This window comes from Corynebacterium hesseae (assembly GCF_037850265.1).
In the GTDB taxonomy this organism is placed as follows: Bacteria; Actinomycetota; Actinomycetes; order Mycobacteriales; family Mycobacteriaceae; genus Corynebacterium; species Corynebacterium hesseae.
The window spans coordinates 1,948,868-1,965,320 of record NZ_CP137211.1; the positions used below are offsets into that span (position 1 = coordinate 1,948,868).

Here is a 16,453-nt window from a genome sequence, read left to right on the forward strand (position 1 = left end):
ATTGCGCTTGCTCTGGTATTTCAAACTGCCTAGATGTACCTAGACCAGTCATGCATGTCTAAGTGCGCTTGAATTGCTCGAGCTTTAAACTTTATTCTCTTTTTCTCTAGTGGGTTATCGGCATACTGGAGTAATTCTTCAGCTGCTTCGCGTGCTTGATCGGGAGTAAGCACCATTTCAATAGGGGTACTCTGGTTCACCGCGAGATACAGGTAAATAAAGCGAGTTCCGTCAGGAGTCTTTCCAACCCCTACAAAATAGTCTTCCCCTTCATCCGTTATTTTCGTTACGCTAAACCCTGACGGTAGATTACCGGCGTTCCCTAGAAAAGGTGCCACCAAAGACCGCAAAGCATCTGCGATTTCAGGCACGCCAACTTTTTCACTAACTATTCTTTCCACAAGATGCTCAGAGGCATCTGCATCAACTTTTCCAAGCAGGGGCCCTACTGCCAAGTTCAGCCTGAGAAACAACCAGCAAGCCGCCCAGCCAGTCCGCTTGTTACCATCGAAAAGACTTTGCGTGGTGCAGAAAGAATGCAGAAGTGCTGCAGCTTTATCCCAAGCGGTTGGAAACGCGTCTCTCCCGAGAACAGTAGTCACCGGTCGGTTTACATTTGCTTTAAACTGATTTGAATCACGGATTTGCAGAGGGGACCCACAAGCCAATTCTCCGACGATTAGGACTTCCTCTTCGTCGGGATAAATGGTCAAGCTAGACGGCGGTTAAGTTCCGCGGACCAATTGGCGATCTCCCGCCCTAAGTACTCAACGTAGCGGCGACGGTCTTCCTCATCCATATCTTGGACCTGAGTTACAGAAGTATTAATGTGGTCAGGTTTTGAAACGGTCGACTTTGTCAATTTAGTCCCTCCTTCGCCCTTTAGTAGTCAGCACCTGCCTATCTCAGAGATTAGCACTCGTAGGAGAATCTGCGTAGGGGAAGTCATCAACCCTCCTATCCCAGCATGACACTTACACCTGAAGTGTCTTTCACCTTTCAGAGAGACTCTTCTCAAGGACAACCGAGTTGTGTGCGAATGCCTAGAGGTGCCTCGAGGCCGCTCCAATGCTCCACTTGCTGCGTATGCCCGGCACACCTGCCAGAATCACGGCTTGACTGTTAAAGCACGCACTCCATCACTGCTCCCAGAAGGCCCTCCACAAAGCTCTGGAGCCTACGCGGCTCCAGGCGACAACGTTTCGGTAGCCGGCTCGTCGTACGCTTATTCTAAGCAATACAACACCAAGCCGACAAGGCTCTTACCCGCACACCGTCCGATAAACTAGTTCCGACGCACAAGGAACACGCACCATGACTGAACAGGAACGCCTCCAAGCACTTGAAACTCGCGTTAGCGAATTGGAGTCCCAGGTGGCCCAACTACTGCAGGCCCTCGGTCATGCTCCTTCGCGCCCTAGTACTGCAGTCACACCGCCGCCGGCGAACGTTCACTCTGAAAACCGCTCACCTGAAGAGAAAATTGCCCTCTTCATGGATTACTTCACTGGGAGGACAGATGTCTACGCAGTGGCCAAAAATACTGCGGGAAAGAAGGCTTGGTACCCGGCTAGCAATGGCTACTATGACCGAAGAAATCCCGACCTAAAGCCCCTGACACCGAAGGTGATCGAAGGACATCTGCGCCGTGATAATCACTTTCACGTTGGGCTTTATCCACTGTGCACAGATGATAGTTGCCGGCTGTTGGTCTGCGATTTTGATGATGACGACTTCAAGCAAGCCGCCCGCGCCTACGCGGAAGAATGCAAGAACCAGGGCCTCGACCCGCTCATAGAAGTATCGCGCTCTGGGAACGGAGCTCATGTCTGGGTATTCTTCGACGAACCTATTCCCGCCGGCCTCGCTCGGTCCGTGGGCATCGGGCTTCTTGCCAAGGCTAGCCCGGATTCCTACTTCTCCAGTTTCGACCGATTCTTTCCATCCCAAGACACGCTGCCGGCTAAAGGCCGTGGCTTCGGCAACCTGATTGCCCTCCCATTAGCAGGCCACCATCGATCCGAAGGCACAACAGTCTTCGTCGACAATGATTTTCAACCTTTGCCAGACCAATTCGAAGCTTTGGCAAGAACGAAGAAGTCAACGCTTTCCGAGCTCAAGAAAATCTACGCTGCGCTTCAGCCCGATCCCGAAACATCCCTCCCCCAGGCACCCACCCGCGCAGAACTAAAGAGGCTCAAGGCCTCGGGAAAAGTCCACGTCACGCACGATTCACACGTCCACGTCGATTTATCAGGCATCGACGCCACCACCCGTACAGCCCTGCGGTACCTAGGCGCTATTGCCAACCCGCAATTTTATATAAAACAGGCCCAGCGTTTCTCCACTTTCGGCACTCCACGGATCATCGTACGTTTTGATGAGAAGGACCAAGTCCTCACGCTCGACCGCGGCACGCTCGATGACGTCCTCGACATCTTGAAGGCTGCCGGATATACCGTCACACGTCGCGGCCGCACACCCAAACCCCGACGCATCGATACATCATTCGCCGGCGAACTACGCCCCTACCAGCATTCCGCCGTCAAACAGATGCTCAAGCACAAGTCCGGAATGCTCATTTCTCCTCCTGGTACTGGAAAGACCGTCATGGCGTGTGCAATCATCGCCCAGCGTTCGGTCCCGACCGCAGTGATAGTTCCATCGAGGGAGCTAGCTACCCAATGGCGCCAAGCCCTCAAGCAGTTCCTCCCGGAAGCTCAGGTTGGACAATACTCAGGTTCCAAAAAGAAGCTCAGTAGAGAGATAGACATTGTCACTGCCCAATCCATTAGCCGTAGCGATTCCAAGACTGACTTTCTCTCCAACTACGGCCACATCATCGTTGACGAATGCCACCGAGTCGGCGCCGCCGGATTAACCAACGTTCTAGCTCACCTCAACGTTCGTTTCATGCTCGGTATGACCGCGACTCCTTACCGCTCCGACGGCCTCGATAAGCTACTTCCTCTCATTTGCGGCCCTATCCGCCATACCGTCGAGCTCGAACGCCCCGGACGCCGCGACTACATAGTCCACAACACCGAGTTCACGTACGACTCCCCTTACCTGTTCTGGCCCGACCTCGACACCGCTCTGGCGGCAAATGAGCACCGCAACCAACTCATCGCCGATGTCATCACACAAGCAGCACAGGACGAACACACGGTCCTCGTCCTAGTGAAAAGACGCGAACACCTCGCTACCCTCAACGCCTTGCTTGCCGACGCCCCCTTCCCCGTTCTCCAACTCCACGGCGGGCAAAAGGCAAGCGAGAGACAAACCGTCCGTGAGCAGCTTGCCGCAACACCGCATTTCGTCCTTTTAGCCATGTCCCAGGTGGCCGGCGAAGGCATTGATCTTCCTGCACTGGATACTCTTGTGTTGGCAGCGCCAGTAAGCTTCCGCGGCGTTGTCATTCAGCAGGTTGGCCGAGTCACTCGCGATACCGATGATAAAGAAACCATCTGTGCCACCGTGCACGACTTTCTCGATGCCAACGTCCCTGCCCTCGCCGCAACGTTCAGAAAGAGAAGCTCGACCATAGCCAAGCAGGGGTTCACTCGCGACAACAGCTAGAACTCCGTGCTAGACAGATTCCTACTAGATTAGGGGCCGCGCACAACTAAAATCCTTGCTGGACAGCCAGATGAATCGGAGCAGCACAGTGGCTGAATTTATAATCACTTACAAACGTCGCTCAGGCGAATCTTTCATCAAACAATTCTCGGACTCGACTCAAGCGCTTAAGGAACGCCTCCGCCGCGAAGCAGCGATCGACGATCCTGATATCGAGATCGCCCATATTTCAGCGCCCTCCCTGGAATCCTTGAAAAAGTCGCATTCACGGTATTTCATGGGCCGCGTTGAGGTACAAGACGACCAGGTGGACGCAGCCTAAAGCTTCACTTCTGACCCCGCCTCCATGGGCGTAATTAATTCGACCTGTGCTCTGTAGGTCATGCACCAGGCAGAGGGCTTCGAAAATCTGAGCTCTACTCCACTGCGCATGTCCGGCACACCTGTCAGAATCAAGACATGTCTGTTGAAGCACGCGCCCTCTCCCTCCGGCGCTTGATGCGCGATTCCGCCGCGATCCGGCTCCTGGCTGCGGACAACGCGCCCGTGATTCTGGCGTTGATTGCGGAGTACTTCCCACGCGGCACCCGGGCACGCCCAGCAGCAGAGGTATACGAGCTCATGGTCACTGATTTCGAAGTTTTGGCCAGCGAGTTTTCCATGCCCCGCACACCACAGAACTACTGCAATGACTGGGTCAAGGCCGGCTGGTTAATCAGAAAGTCCGGCAAGAGCTCCCACGGTGAAACGCTCGAGCCCAGTGAAGATGCTCTCTCGGCACTCGAAGCCATCGAGCGCTGGGAAGCACCGGTAACCGTGGTGACGGCCTCACGGGTGGAGTCGATCAGCTCGGCGCTGCAAAGGCTGGCGCGGGATACCAACGAGGACATCGCTAGCCGCGTGGCCAGCTTGGAAGCAGAACGTGACCGCATTGACCGCGAGATTGAGAAGGCACACCTCGGGCAGTTTGAAAGCCTCACCGCCGCGGAGACGGAGGAGCGCGTCCAAGACGTACTGAACATGGCCATGGCCGTGCCGAGCGATTTCGCCCGGGTTCGCCATGAGCTCGAGGCCCTCAACCACCAGCTTCGCCGACAGCTCTTAGATCCGGAGGGCTACCGCGGCGAGGTGCTGGAGGAAATCTTCAACGGCGTGGACCACATTGCGGAATCGGAGGCCGGGCGCAGCTTCCGCGGCTTCTATTCCCTCCTGATGGATAGAGAGCGCAGCGCCTGGTTGGACCAATGGATCAAGGAGGTTCTGGAAAGCGAGCCCGGGCAGCAGCTCGCCCCGGACAGGAGGCAGCGGCTGCGCAGCCTCTTCCGCGATATGGAGGAAACCAGCTTCGAGGTCAACCAGACCATGACCGGGCTGGCGCGCAGTTTGCGCAACTACGTCTCCTCCGAGCAATTCGCGGAGGACCGGCGCATGATTGAACTGCTGCGCGAGGCCCGCGGCATGGCCATTGATGCCGCGCAGAACTCCGAACTGAAGGCCTTTCACCGGATGGACACACCGCTGCAGCGCATCGGCATGTCGATTCATTCGGTCTCCCGCATCCGCCTGGCCAATCCCGGGCGGGAGGTCGTGGAGGAGGCGCCAGTGGCCTACCAGCCCGGCACGGAAGACCCGCAGGCGCTCTATGAGCTGGTCCGCGAATCAGAAATCGACTTTGAGGAATTGCACGAGGCGGTACGCGGGGCCGTCGCCAAGTCCGGCCCCTGCACTATTGGCCAGGTGCTGCAGGCCTATCCCCCGACGCAAGGTCTGGCCAGCGTAGTGGGTTTGGTACATATCGCGGATTCCCACCCGTTGCCCTCGCTGAAAGAAGAACACGAGACAGTCATGTGGACCGAGGAAGACGGTACCGTGCGTTGCGCCCAGATCCCCACCATGTATTTCGATCACACCACCGTTAAGGAGCTACAGTGACCGCCGCCAACAGCCCCCGCGTCGATGCCGCGCACGAGCCGCCGCTGTGGGAACACGATAAAGGAACGCTGACCTACCATTCACGGCGCGCGCTGGTGCAGCTGCTGCAGGGCCCGCTCATTCGCGCGCAGAAGGAACCGGTACTGTGGGCGGCGATCATCTCCGACGAAGAGAATCTACGCGCCCGGTTGCACGAGGTGTTCCTGGAGCTCGTCGTGGATGAGACGGAAGGCTTCGCATTCACCCGCATGGTGGAGGAAGACAGCTTGAGCATCCCGCAGGTACTGCGCACGGACAAGCTTAAGCACATCGACACCGCCATCTTGTTGAACCTGCGCCAGGAGCTGGGCCTCACCCTGCCCGGCGAGCGCGTCATCGTGGACGTGGAGGATCTCCGGGAGAGCATCGGCTATGTCCGTGCGGTGGATAACCGCGACGAGGCCGGCTTCACCAAGCGCTTCAACGCGGCAATGAAACGCATACAGAATGACTATTCCCTCATCAGCGCCACCGAAACCGAGGGCCGCTTTGAGGTTTCCCCGGTACTGCGCCAGCTTTTCGACGCCTCCACGGTCTCCGCCATCCGGGATGAATACGCCCGCCTGGCACAGACGGAAGACCAGGATGAGCAGGAACCGGAGCAGCTCCAAGAGCAGGAGGATGCCTCCGATGACTAAGAACACCACCCTCTACCCCGGCCAATTCCGCATCAGCCGCATCCAGCTGATTAACTGGGGTACTTTCCACGGCTACTTCTCCATCCCAGTAGCCCGCAAGGGCTTCCTCATTACAGGCGGCTCGGGTTCCGGCAAGTCCACGTTGCTCGATGCCATGTCTGCGGTGCTCGTTCCACAAAGTCACGTGAAGTTCAACGCGGCGTCGCAACAGGACCTCGGGCGGCACAACGGGCGCAACCTCGTCTCCTATGTGCGCGGCGCGTGGCGGCAGCGAGAGAACACCCAGACCGGTGAGATCGCCCCCGAATACTTGCGGGAGGGCGCCACCAACTCGGTCGTTGCGCTTACCTACGATAACGGCGCGGGCAAGCAGCACACCCTCATCGCTATCTTCCGCCTCAACGGCGGTGAGAACTCAGTAGGCCAGATCAAGAGGTTGTATGGGCTGGTGCCGGGCGACGAGGACATCGACAAGCTCAGCCCCTTGCTCACCCGCAGCCTGGACACCCGCAAGATTAAGGCACTGTACAAAGGCCCCGGCGCGTCCTTCACGCCGACCTACACCACGTTCGCAGACCGCTTCCGCAAACGCCTAGGCATCAAGAATGTGGAGGGCCAGCTCCTTCTCCACCGCACGCAATCCGCGAAGTCCCTCTCCAGCCTGGACCAGCTCTTTAGGGACTACATGCTGGACCGTCCGGCTACCTTTGAGAAGGCGGATGAGGCCGTCGAGCAATTTGAGGATCTGCGCCAAGCCTATCTGCGGGTCGAAGACGTCAAGGCCCAGATTGATACGCTCGCTCCCCTGCCCCAGCTGCATTCCCAGCGCACAGGCGCGGAGGAAGATAAAGCAAAAGCGGAGGCCATGGCTGAGGCGTTGCCAGCTGTACGCGCCCGCTTGGTGGCTGAAGAACTGGACGTTCGCATTCGAGCCCTTTCGGCGCAATTGGCTGAAGCCCAGTCTCAGGCCGCATCCCTTGAGGCCGATGTAGCTCACCTCGATGACGCAGAGCGCCTCGCCGCAGTGGCCGTATCCCAGCTCAGTTCGGGTGAGCTCGATGCCTTAAGGGCCAAGATAGAAACCGCCGAAAAGGAGATTGAGCACCGCACGAAGGAGTTCCAGCGCCTCAGTGCAGCGGCTGGACAGTGGACTGATCACTACGAGCTCAGCCCGCATGGCTTCGCCCAACTACAGGCCAACGCGAAGATCCGCATCGCGGACTTCGAGGCCGATTTCGAGGACCTCATCAACCACCAACAGGAGGCGGGCGTGGCCGCCCGCGACGCCGCCACCGCCTGCTCCACGCTGGACAGCGAGCTGCGCTCTTTCAGCTCGCGGAGAACCAACATCGATAAGACCTTGGTGGAGCTGCGCTCGCAACTGGCCCGCGATACCGGCTATGCCGAGTCCGAGCTCCCCTTCGCCGGCGAGCTTATCGATATCAGCCCGCACCAGAGCGAGTGGGAGCCGGTGATCCAGAAGCTGCTGCACAATTTCGCCGCCACCCTGCTCGTGCCCGAAGCCGCGCGGGAGGCCATCAACCAGTGGGTCAATTCCCGCAACGTGGGCACGCGCTTGGAGTACCGCACAATCCCGGAGTTTGCCCCAGCGCCGGCAGCGGCGCGCAGCCCGCGGCAGCTCATCCACAAACTCGAGTTCCAAGACCACGCCATGGCGGGCTGGGTACGCCACCACATTTCGCGCCGCTTCAACTACGAATGCGTGGACTCCGTAGCGGAATTGGAGAAGGCCACCTTGACCCCGGCCATTACCCGCGATGGCTTGGAAAGCCGCCCCAAGGACAAGGACGGCTCAACGCGCTTCATTAAGGATGACCGCACGCGCTTTAACGGCACCGCTTGGTACCGGGTGGGCTCCACCAACACCGCCAAGATTGAGCTGCTGCGCTCCCAGCTCACCGAAGCCAAGGCCACCGCCCGCGCTACGGCCAAGCAGGTCCAGGACCTTAACCGGAAGATGGACATCCTGCGCTCCCAGCGCGATAAGGCCCAGCAAGTGCTAGATACCTCATTCCAGGACATCGACACCGCCTCCGCCGAGGCCCGCAAGCAGGATCTGCAAGAGCAGTTTGACTCGCTGGCTTCCTCCCCGGAGGCCCAGGCGCTGGCCGCCGCGCACGCACAGGCCAAGCAGAAGCTCGATGCCGCCCGCGCCAGACTCAACGAGGCGCAGAAACACCTGGGCAACGTCGAAGGCGAGCTCGAGCGCTCCACCACACGCCGCCGCGGCATCGGCCCCGTGCCGGAGATCGCGGATAAAGACATTGAGACGGCAGTCATTCAAGCCCTGCACAAAGGCAAGCGCAGTCTCACTATCGATGACATCGATGCCCGCCGCGATGAAGTCCAGGCCAGTTTGCAAGCGACCGCCCGCACGGCAGCGCGCCGCATCGAGGAGGCCAACGACAAGATCGTCTCCGTCCTGCACGCCTACCTGTCCGAGTGGCCGGCGGAGGCCGCCGACTTGGAGCCGCAGGCCAGCTTCGCCGGCGAGGGCATCGAGAAGCTCAAGTTCCTCCGGGCGGACCGCCTGGCTGATTTCCGCGCCCGCTTCCTCGAGCTGCTCAATGGCCAGACGGTACGCAACCTCTCCCACCTGGCCACGGATCTGCGCCGCGCCCGCAGCGATATTGAGATGCGCATGGACTACATCAACAAGTCCTTGGAGCGCTCACCCTTCAACGGTGAGCGCACCCTGCGCATCGACGTCAAGGACGCCCGCGGCCAGGTGGTTCAAGAATTCCAACGGGATCTCGATGCCGCCACCTCCCACAGCCTGGCGGAAGTCACCGAGGATGATCCGGCGGCAGCCATTGCGCGCTACCACGCCTTGGACAAGATCTTAAGCCGCCTCGGCTCCAGCCAGCCGGAGGATATCCGCTGGCGCAACGTGGTTTTGGATACCCGCCGGCACGTCAGTTTTGTCGGCCGCGAGTGCTACCCCGATGGCACGACGGCCAACACCTATCAGGACTCCGCCTCGCTCTCTGGTGGCCAGGCACAGAAGCTCGTCTTCTTCTGCTTGGCCGCAGCCCTGCGTTTCCGCCTCGCGGAGCCGGACCAGGACGTGCCCACCTATGGGTCCATCATCTTGGATGAGGCCTTTGACCGCGCGGATCCCGCTTTCACCCGCACGGCCATGTCCGTCTTCGCGTCCTTTGGATTCCACATGATTCTGGCCACGCCCTTCAAGCTCATCCAGACTCTCTCGCCCTATGTGGACGGCACCATCGTGGTCAGCTACGACGAGCTCACCATCGACGGCCGCCCGCAGGCACGCACGGGCTATAAGCTTATCGACGCCTCCACCACCCACGACCCCCAACAACCCGACCCCAAGGACTCCGACGATGCGGACTCCTAAAGACCTGCAGGGGCATGCCGCCAAGTACCTGCGCAACCACTTCGCCGAAGCACTCGCCGATCCCGCTGCACTCAACCTGGACTGGCCGCTGCACCCGCCAACAGCTACGGCCGCCGCCCGCGATATCAAGGCCACGAGGGACTTCATCCGCGCCTGGCAGCGCTGGCCGCACCAGGAGGAGGTCATCTATGAATCCCGCAATTGGTCCCGCGCGGGCCTTGGCACCAACGACGTTCCCACACGCGTAGTACTCACCGGCGCCGCGCGCATCGCTGCCGCCGCGGGCCTGATGTCCGACTACAACCGGGCCCTCCAGCGCGCCCAGGACATCGCCGCCATCTTTCCGGACTCCCCGGACTTCACTCATACCGTCCGCCACACGTACAACCAGTGGAAGGATTTGAGCGCCTATGATCTGCGCTGCCTTGGGCCGTGTCTGACCTGGCTGCGCGCCAATCCCCACTCCGGCGAGTGGGAGCGCGCCGTGCCGGTGGAAGGCGTGGATGGTAAATGGATAGGCACCCACCGCCGCCTGCTCCTGGCGCTCCTTGCTCCCTTCGGCATCACGGACTTGGGCCTGCGCCGCAGTGATGCCCGCCTGCGCCTGCGCTATCTCAACCACGCCCCGGCACTCTCCGATATCGAAATCCCCCTCGCCGACGCCGCAACCCTCTTCCCCGACACCCCGCCCCGGGTGCTCATCGTGGAGAACAAACAAACCTTCCTGGCACTTCCCGCGCTTGCCGACGCCTCCCCAACCACCATCGCCATCCTCGGCTCCGGCACCGCCGCTCACCAACTCCAGGCACTGGGCTGGCTCCACCGCACCGACATCACCTACTGGGGCGACCTCGATGCCGCCGGCTTTGCCATCCTCAACGCCGTGCGCACTCACTTCCCCCACACCACATCACTACTCATGGACCCCGCCACCGTCACCGAATTCCAGCACCTAGCCGTCCCCGACCCCGGCGACGGCTCCGCCACCCTCACCCACCTCACCACCGAAGAGCAACGCGCCTACCGCTTGCTTTACACCAAAGGAAGGCTGCGCATTGAGCAAGAGCGAATTCCGTTTGCGTATGTGAGTGCGAAAACCCATACCTTGTTAAGCCTCGCTGACATGGAACACAACCATTGCACATGACATTTTCACTAGGTTTCGAATTCACCTGCGACCTCGGCTAATCAAAATGGCGCAGGTCGTTGAGCGCGTCCTGCATGACTCTCAAAAGGCCCCTGACGATTTTGTGTCATCAGAGCGATGCTTCCTATCAAAACCAGCCACTTCGACGGATGCACCGACTTGGAAGTAGGCACCGTCCATTCCATCGGTAGTTTTCCCGCTTCTCTCATTAGTCCGCCCTGTCACCGGGTAGACGAATGCAACTATTCATGTGCACGCTGACCAGCGACTCGCCTAATTACATCTCCACTTGTTGCCCAACAACAACCTCGTCTAGTTAAGTTTTCGCCACCTATATCAGCATTCTGGTATATTTGCTTTCATGATTTCTCCACATCAGTTAATTGAAAGTTATTCATTTCAGCAATCCGTAGCCTTTGCCCTACTCTCGGCAATTGCCAGGGCAAAACAGGACTGGACGCCCGAAAAGAAGCAAGGGCCCAAAACCTTTGCTGCACTTTGCCAGGATTACCAACTCGATGAGTTCAGGAGGGTTTTTAGGCTGGGGGAATACTCGATACCCGAACAGAGTGCCGACGACGCGGGGATGGATATCCTATCCCAAAACCTTCCCCCAGAAGTGTTTGCGTCGCGTCCCCCAAAACCGGACTTCGACATCAACGAAGTTTCATACGGAGGCTTCCACGGATGGATCTCTAAAGGGTGCATCATCACCGTCGTTAACTGCTCAAACTTCAAAGATCTAGACACTGTAGATTGGATGAAACAAAGTGACATTCGTCGTGATCTTGTTAGAGCTTCCGACGCAGAGACCAATTCAGGGACCCAAACTGCACTATTCCTGCATGAAGCCTCAACATTCGTCGGCGGGCTTGCTTATCAAAAAATCCAAGAAAACAACCCCTTCCACTCCGTAATTTTCGTAGCCTACCGAGCCTCCCCCTCCGACGGACTCCTAGAAGCTAGAATTGGCGTTCCAACAGAGGGCCGAGTTATCGGGAGCGCCTGGGCAGACTACATTCAACTAGATTTCTCAACCCCAACCACCTCTAATACGATTAGAAAGGCAGCACCAGCGTCCACTCATTCAGCGGACGAGTTAGGAATTCAGCTTCGAAGAGCACCAGAGCACAAGGCTCAGCCAAAAGCAGGAACAAACGACCGAGGACAGACATATGGGCAGGTTAAGGGAAATAGCTGATTCATTCGCGCCAGAGCGATTGACACAGGCTCGTGAACTTAATGGCCTCCTTAAGAAGGAGCTCGCGGAGCGCGTAAACGTGACACCAGCAGCCGTCTCTTCTTGGGAACGCGGCTCAAAAACCCCTACGGAAGACTCTATTTTTAGGCTAGCCAACGAGCTCGAGGTCGAGCCAGAGTTTTTTCGCAAAACCATTTCCCCACTACCAGCTTCCTCAACCCCACCGCATTTTCGCTCATTAAAAACCACCCCTCAAAAAATCCGGCGACAAGCCCATCAGTTTGGCGTCCTCACCGCGACCGTTACAAGTGGCCTTGAACAACACCTAATTCTCCCAGAACCAGATCTGCCGTCCGTGGACTTTCCTGAAGAAGATGATGAAGTGGAAGCCGCAGCACGTCTACTCCGAAAAACCTGGAACTTGGGGACTCTACCGATCAAGGACTTGCTTCTTACCATCGAAAGGAAAGGGGTCATTGTTACGCTCAACGAGGAAGCTACGGCTAATGTTGATGCGTATTCAATGTGGGTGCGCACGAGACCTTATATCATCCTAAATCCCCAAAAGAATGACTTCTACCGTCAAAGATTCGATTTAGCGCATGAGCTAGGGCATTTGGTGATGCATGAGGGAGCGGAGCCAGGCGAAACAGCTGCAGAATCCCAAGCCCATTTATTTGCATCAGAGTTTTTGGCGCCGACCCAATCGTTACTCCCCGAGCTTCCCCGGTCGATAAATCAACAGTCTTGGCGGAAACTCTTCGAGCTAAAAGAGAAGTGGGGTATGTCTGTTCAAGCTCTGTTGTTTAGAATGCGACGACTCGGAACAATTAGCGAGAATAGCTATCGTGGCGCGATGACCACTCTTTCACGTAAAAAGTGGAGACGCACAGAACCAGGACTGATTACCAAATGCGACCGCCCAGCACTTTTAGAAAAATCCATGCAGCTCCTTGAGGAGAACGGAATTCATCGTGAAATGATCGCAAGAGAGTCAAATCTTCGACTGCCCCAGTTGGAGAAAATCGTCGGTGCCCCGCCGTCTCCAAAGCTTCAAGTAGTTCTTTAGAGAAGCCAATTATCCCCAACTTTGCCAGAATCTTGGTGCAGATAAATCATCAGAGTTAATGAGCCTCTTTAGATACCGCCTAGTACCTGAAACAGCGGCTTCTTCGAAGTACGCACGCTCAGTCGCAGCACTAAGGATATTGGCAAAAGCTGCGGAGTACTTCCCATCCAACAGAGACACCGAGGCAGAGCCTGAGGGGATTAGCGAGTTCCGAGAATTATCGGACATCACCCCTGGTACCCGACCACTAATTAACTACCTTTGATCATGACCAGGGATGATGAGCCAATCGCAATGGCAGCATTGCTTTCTATGAAAGTGACGAACTCGCCAGTTTTAGTTTCAATAAACTGGCTGTTACCGCCATAAAGCTGCTCTTCATCGCCTGGCGTGAAGTAGATGTTATTCACTACAAGGTTGCTCGTGATGTGATCGAAAAATCCAACTGGATGCACCTGAACCACGGCACTGTTTTCATCTGAGTCGCACGCGAGCCCTGACAGATTTCCATTGACCATCGCCAGCGCTTTGCCGGCAAATGGATTGGCCCCCTTCGCCAACCGCGCCTAGCACTCCTTGCCCCCTTCGGCACCACCGCTCTAGGCCTGCTCCGCAACAACTCTCGCCTACATTATCTCAACCAAGCCCCGGTGCTGTCCGATTTAGAAAGCTCCCTCGCTGACGCTGCCGTCCTCACCCACCTCACCACCGAAGAGTAACGCGTCTACTGCCTTACCTACTCCAAAGGAAGGCTGCGCATTGAACAGGAGCGGAATCGTTTATGCACGCGAATGCAATTCTCCACAAGACGCTTGGTAGCTGCTCAACGCAAAGTCACTAGCACCCCAAGCACAGTAGAAAAATGACCCCTCACCTGCCAGTAGCCCCGGTGATGGTCGAGCAGCTGTACACGTAGTAGGGCTGCCCCTGCCTAGAATTATGCCCAATGAGCACAGAACTAGTCAACGCCTGCTGGAGCGTCCAAAGTAATGCCCAATGTCGGCTGCGCATCGAGCAGGAGCGGATACCGTTTGCGCATGCGATCACAGAGATCAGAAAAGCTTTCCTCTGATCATACGGCACCCTGAATCATATTGACTCAAATCTGATTCACGTGTTTAATCGAAGTCACTAAGGAGCACAAAATGAACATCCCTACCGACTTCGGCGAGCGTGTCCGCGCTCAGCGTCAGCTTCGCGGACTCAGCCAAAGAGAGCTCGCCGCCATGACCGATGAAATTCTGTCCCAGCCCACCCTGGCCCGCTTAGAGAAGGGCACTTCCACGCCAACTCTCCACCACATCATGGCCCTCGCGTGGGCTCTTGGTATAGATGCCGCTGAGCTTGTGGACGCCACCCCGCTCTCCCAGCGTGTACGCGTTGCGGCCCGTGGCCACCAGGCCAAAACCGAGGAAGCAACACAAACTCTTCTGCCTTATCTCCAGCTACGAGTGAACCTGGATAGCGCACATGCCTAATTCAACGAGCCCCTCACAACAGGGCGTTGAGCTGGCTGCTGATTTTCGCGCGAAGCACGACCTCGGATTAGAACCTGTCAGCGACATCAACAATCTCATGAAGCTCGTTGACGCTGACTTCATCGTGCTCGACTTGACGGATGACCTCGATGCACTGACTCTTCGCGATCCTGCTTCAGGTGCCTTAACCGTAGGGATTAGCACGAGCAACAATCCTTTCCGACAGCGTTTCACCGTCGCCCACGAAATCGGGCACATCGTGGCCGGGGACATCACGGAGGATGGCGCTTCCTTGCAATGTGACAAGACTCTGCCTTCCGAAACACGCGCAAACACCTTTGCGCGCTGCGTGCTCTGCCCTGAAGAAGCGTTACAAGAGCTGCCTGCATACGCAGATGCGGAAGAGCTATTGTCTACAGTTGTCCAACGGTTCCAAGTCTCTCCACACGTAGCAGCCATCCAGCTGCACCAAGCTGGACTTATTTCGAAAGAAACCAAGGAAGAGCTAAGGGATCACACCGCCAAGGGACTCGCCTCCCGCTTCGGATGGAAAGCCTCGTATGACCACGCACGCAAGATTGCTGCTCTGCCGCGGGCTTCCGAAAGGCTCGTTGCCGATGCCTACAAGGCCTACTCCCAAGGACTCATCACCCTGTCAACCGTAGCGTTCGCCGAGCAGGTTAGCCCCGAGGAAGTAGCAGATTCAATGCAAACCACTCCAAGTTCTGTCAGCCAGAATCTCACAGATCACCACGATATAGAGGCGAACCTGGATGACTTCTTCGCCAACGAGTAGGTTCGCCATGACGAGAAAGTTCATCGTTGCCGACACCAGCGTGTTGCTGAATTTCATCTGTGCCAACCAACAGGACCTGCTTCTCAAGTTCGTAGACGATGAACAGCTTCACGTGCCTGCGGCGGTAAGAGACGAAGTAGAGAGAAAACTGAAAGTTCCGCAGTTTCAGTGCGGCGCCCAAACATGGGCATCACTCATTGCGTATGGCCACGTGCACGTGCTTGACGACGACATGGATCGCCTCTTCAAATACATCCGCCTATTCGCGGGACCCAGATTCTCAATCCAGGGTGGAATGGCGAAAAACCTGGGAGAATACGTCGCAATCGCTCACTGCCTAGCACTCCTTGAAGAGGACCATTCGGTGCGTACCGCTATCATCATTGATAACGAAGACGCGAAAGAGCTCATACGCAAGCGACAGGCAGCAACAGTCTTTAACACCGAAGCAGTACTCCTCCGCTGTGTGAAGCTCGGTATCCTCACCAACCGTGGACAATCACGCAAAGTATGGGAGAAGCTCTCAAGACTCGACGTCCTCGCCCCATTTGAGACCACTCAACTAAATGACCGCTCGGTTTACCGAGGCGCCATGTAGTCATCCGCCCCATCCAGCAGCTACTGCCGTCCAGCCGCTTCAACTATTCCAAAACCAACGCCGCCGTCTCCTCCGGCGGCACATTCTTCAACTGACGACTCTTGATAGCCCACGACGCCAGCCCCAGCACAATCCAGACCACCAGCGCGATGAGCGGAGCCGTCCCAAGCATGCCAGGCGAGCCCGGGACAAAGACCAGCGCCAAAACCCGACCGAGAGGGTGCACCCAACCAGCGCGAAGTACTCGTAAAACTTGTTCGGTGCAATGGGCTTGGGCATCCCGGGGACCTGCCCAGTGCGCGCAATCTTCCATGCACAGAAGCACGGATAGAAATACGCCACTGTGATACCAGCACTCGACATATCGACGACCCATGTCAAGGCTGCGCGCCCAAACCACGGGGTCACCAGGCACACTGTGCACACCAGAAGAATCGCATTCCGAGGGGTACGCTCCTTGCCGTTTAGCTCACCTAACCGACTAGAGACCAGGTTGGCGCGACCAAGGGTAAACAACACACGGCTTGCTGCAGTAAAGAACCCGTTAAGCCCAGTAAGGACTCCAGCGCTAACAGCAACGACCATGAGCAC

14 protein-coding genes and 1 pseudogene are annotated in these 16,453 nt (G+C 57.4%); 11 read left to right on the forward strand and 4 right to left on the reverse strand.

Going from position 1 to position 16,453, the window contains the following annotated elements:
- Window positions 1-29: 29 nt before the first annotated feature.
- On the reverse strand, window positions 30-713 hold the full coding sequence (locus R3O64_RS09105) for a type II toxin-antitoxin system death-on-curing family toxin (protein ID WP_141752571.1): 684 nt from the start codon (window positions 711-713) through the stop codon (window positions 30-32).
- A gap of 601 nt (window positions 714-1,314) precedes the next feature.
- Here R3O64_RS09105 and R3O64_RS09110 point away from each other — a divergent pair.
- The 8 genes from R3O64_RS09110 to R3O64_RS09145 all read left to right on the forward strand — a co-directional run bounded on the left by R3O64_RS09110 (window position 1,315) and on the right by R3O64_RS09145 (window position 12,990).
- Window positions 1,315-3,579 carry a TOTE conflict system archaeo-eukaryotic primase domain-containing protein gene (locus R3O64_RS09110; RefSeq protein ID WP_339016732.1) on the forward strand — a complete coding sequence of 755 codons (2,265 nt, stop codon included), beginning with the start codon at window positions 1,315-1,317 and terminating at the stop codon, window positions 3,577-3,579.
- 88 nt (window positions 3,580-3,667) lie between these two features.
- Window positions 3,668-3,901, forward strand: coding sequence for a hypothetical protein (locus R3O64_RS09115; RefSeq protein WP_339016733.1), 234 nt, complete (start codon window positions 3,668-3,670; stop codon window positions 3,899-3,901).
- A 137-nt stretch (window positions 3,902-4,038) separates the two neighbouring features.
- The gene (locus R3O64_RS09120) at window positions 4,039-5,511 is read left to right on the forward strand and encodes a DUF3375 domain-containing protein (protein WP_339016734.1); all 1,473 of its coding nucleotides are present in this window, start codon (window positions 4,039-4,041) and stop codon (window positions 5,509-5,511) included.
- Complete coding sequence (locus R3O64_RS09125; protein WP_070519688.1) at window positions 5,508-6,188, forward strand: DUF4194 domain-containing protein; 681 nt, start codon at window positions 5,508-5,510, stop codon at window positions 6,186-6,188. Before R3O64_RS09120 ends, R3O64_RS09125 begins: the two co-directional genes overlap by 4 nt.
- Window positions 6,181-9,573, forward strand: a complete 3,393-nt coding sequence (locus R3O64_RS09130) for an ATP-binding protein (protein ID WP_339016735.1) — start codon at window positions 6,181-6,183, stop codon at window positions 9,571-9,573. Before R3O64_RS09125 ends, R3O64_RS09130 begins: the two co-directional genes overlap by 8 nt.
- The gene (locus R3O64_RS09135) at window positions 9,560-10,720 is read left to right on the forward strand and encodes a DUF3322 domain-containing protein (RefSeq protein WP_339016736.1); all 1,161 of its coding nucleotides are present in this window, start codon (window positions 9,560-9,562) and stop codon (window positions 10,718-10,720) included. The genes R3O64_RS09130 and R3O64_RS09135 overlap by 14 nt, the downstream gene beginning before the upstream one ends.
- Window positions 10,721-11,081: 361 nt before the next feature.
- Window positions 11,082-11,921, forward strand: coding sequence for a hypothetical protein (locus R3O64_RS09140; protein WP_339016737.1), 840 nt, complete (start codon window positions 11,082-11,084; stop codon window positions 11,919-11,921).
- Window positions 11,896-12,990 (forward strand): XRE family transcriptional regulator, encoded by a 1,095-nt coding sequence (locus R3O64_RS09145; protein ID WP_339016738.1) that lies wholly within the window; start codon window positions 11,896-11,898, stop codon window positions 12,988-12,990. The genes R3O64_RS09140 and R3O64_RS09145 overlap by 26 nt, the downstream gene beginning before the upstream one ends.
- A 251-nt stretch (window positions 12,991-13,241) precedes the next feature.
- On the opposite strand, the gene R3O64_RS09150 is transcribed toward R3O64_RS09145, so the two are convergent.
- Window positions 13,242-13,550, reverse strand: a complete 309-nt coding sequence (locus R3O64_RS09150; protein ID WP_339016739.1) for a hypothetical protein — start codon at window positions 13,548-13,550, stop codon at window positions 13,242-13,244.
- Between the two features lie 585 nt (window positions 13,551-14,135).
- On the opposite strand from R3O64_RS09150, the gene R3O64_RS09155 reads away from it, so the two are divergent.
- Genes R3O64_RS09155 through R3O64_RS09165 form a run of 3 tightly spaced genes read left to right on the forward strand, consistent with a single transcriptional unit; the run spans window position 14,136 to window position 15,862 of the window.
- Entirely contained in the window at window positions 14,136-14,468 is a 333-nt protein-coding gene (locus R3O64_RS09155) for a helix-turn-helix transcriptional regulator (RefSeq protein ID WP_339016740.1), read from the forward strand.
- A complete protein-coding gene (locus R3O64_RS09160) occupies window positions 14,461-15,264 on the forward strand; it encodes an ImmA/IrrE family metallo-endopeptidase (protein ID WP_339016741.1) in 804 nt (267 codons plus the stop codon). Before R3O64_RS09155 ends, R3O64_RS09160 begins: the two co-directional genes overlap by 8 nt.
- A 7-nt stretch (window positions 15,265-15,271) precedes the next feature.
- Window positions 15,272-15,862 carry a hypothetical protein gene (locus R3O64_RS09165; RefSeq protein WP_339016742.1) on the forward strand — a complete coding sequence of 197 codons (591 nt, stop codon included), beginning with the start codon at window positions 15,272-15,274 and terminating at the stop codon, window positions 15,860-15,862.
- Between the two features lie 43 nt (window positions 15,863-15,905).
- Here the strand turns inward: R3O64_RS09165 and R3O64_RS09170 are convergent, their stop codons facing one another.
- Window positions 15,906-16,034 (reverse strand): hypothetical protein, encoded by a 129-nt coding sequence (locus R3O64_RS09170; protein WP_339016743.1) that lies wholly within the window; start codon window positions 16,032-16,034, stop codon window positions 15,906-15,908.
- A 155-nt stretch (window positions 16,035-16,189) separates the two neighbouring features.
- Window positions 16,190-16,447 (reverse strand): annotated as a pseudogene (locus R3O64_RS12885) (amino acid permease); the annotation flags it as partial.
- Window positions 16,448-16,453: the final 6 nt, after the last annotated feature.